Origin of the sequence: Herbaspirillum sp. B65 (assembly GCF_000333555.1) — a bacterium.
In the GTDB taxonomy this organism is placed as follows: domain Bacteria; phylum Pseudomonadota; class Gammaproteobacteria; order Burkholderiales; family Burkholderiaceae_D; genus Herbaspirillum; species Herbaspirillum rubrisubalbicans.
Window position 1 is genome coordinate 1 of record NZ_BADI01000515.1, and the last position, 1,359, is coordinate 1,359.

Consider the following 1,359-nt stretch of genomic DNA (forward strand, 5'->3'; position numbering starts at 1 on the left):
TCCTTGCGCTACAATGCTGGCACCGATGGACAAGCCTTTGGGCGCTCGCGCACCGGCGATGCCACTGGTCAGCACGACCGAACCTCCTGGACGTATATAGTGAAGAGCTGCCTTGACCGCAGCAATTGCACCGAACACACGCACGTTGAATGCATCGCGTATGGCGACCATTTCAATACTCTCCAGATTGCCGAACAGCAGGCTTTCGCCGGCCGTATAAACGAGATGGTCGAAATGTCCGGTTTCCTCAAACAAGGATTCCAAGGAGCTGGCACTGTTCACGTCCGATACTACTCCGCTTGCACCCGTCCCCAAGGCAGCAATGGCTGCTTCGACCTTCTCCTTCTTTGAAGATGACACAACGACTTCTGCACCTTGCATGAGTGCTGCTTGTGCAGTTGCAAAACCGATGCCAGACGTTCCTCCTACGATGAGGACTTTTTTATTTTGCAGTTTCATATCAACTCCCTGTAAGTCGCCAAGACGGCGCAATGGGAATTGTGATTACATCGATTTGTTTAATAAACTATGATTTTATTATTTCATTAATAATTGAGGGTTGTTAATGGATCGTTTCGTTAGCATGACGATATTCACGAGGGTGGTCGAACGTGGCAGTTTTTCTGCGGCGGCGGAAGGTAGCGGGATGACCGCAACCATGGTCGGCAATCACATCCGAGCGCTGGAAGAGCTGCTTGGGGCGCGGTTGCTTAACCGCACCACCCGCCGACAAAGCCTGACCGAAACAGGGCGCAATTACTATGAACAGTGCGTGAACATTTTGGCGCAAGTTCAGGCAGCGGAAGCCGATGCCCGTGATGTACGCGAACGGCCACGAGGCCGCTTGCGTGTAAGCGTGCCAGTGATGTATGGAACGATGCTCCTCGTACCGGCGATAGGAGAGTATCTTGATGCCAATTCAGATGTACAAGTGGAGTTGGCGCTCAGCGATCGATTTGTCGATCTTGCCGATGAAGGCTTTGAAGCAGCAATCCGTATCGGTATCCTTCCTGATTCCAATCTCATCGCACGGCCGCTAGGGCATTCGTCGCTCGTTGCTTGCGCATCGCCTGAGTATCTTGAGCGACATGGAATGCCTGCAACGCCAAAGGATTTGGAAAAGCATCAGTGTATTGCGATCGGTTTTGCCAGCGGCGTGAAACGTGATTGGCGTTTCAACCTCGTGGATGATTCTGAGGAAATCGTGCGCGTACCAGGTCGACTCGATATCAGTGGCAGTGGTATCGCTCTGCGTGAAGCCGCGCTCGCGGGCCTCGGTATCATTTCCAACCCGAGATGATAGTGAAGCAGGATATTGCTGCCGGGAAATTGATTCGACTCTTTTCTGACTTACCATCC

At 52.3% G+C, this 1,359-nt stretch carries 2 protein-coding genes; one reads left to right on the forward strand and one right to left on the reverse strand.

Annotation, left to right across the window (positions count from 1 at the left end):
• Window positions 1–459, reverse strand: a 459-nt coding sequence (locus I5W_RS12500; RefSeq protein WP_044529469.1) for an SDR family NAD(P)-dependent oxidoreductase, incomplete at its 3' end; no start/stop codon positions are given.
• 106 nt (window positions 460–565) lie between these two features.
• Between I5W_RS12500 and I5W_RS12505 the strand changes: the two genes are divergently transcribed.
• Window positions 566–1,300, forward strand: a complete 735-nt coding sequence (locus I5W_RS12505; protein WP_252717005.1) for a LysR substrate-binding domain-containing protein — start codon at window positions 566–568, stop codon at window positions 1,298–1,300.
• Window positions 1,301–1,359 lie beyond the last annotated feature (59 nt).

Bases quoted from the DNA above. Each gene is read 5' to 3' on its own strand.
- I5W_RS12505 (WP_252717005.1), top strand. From the start codon at position 566: ATGGATCGTTTCGTTAGCATGACGATATTCACGAGGGTGGTCGAACGT.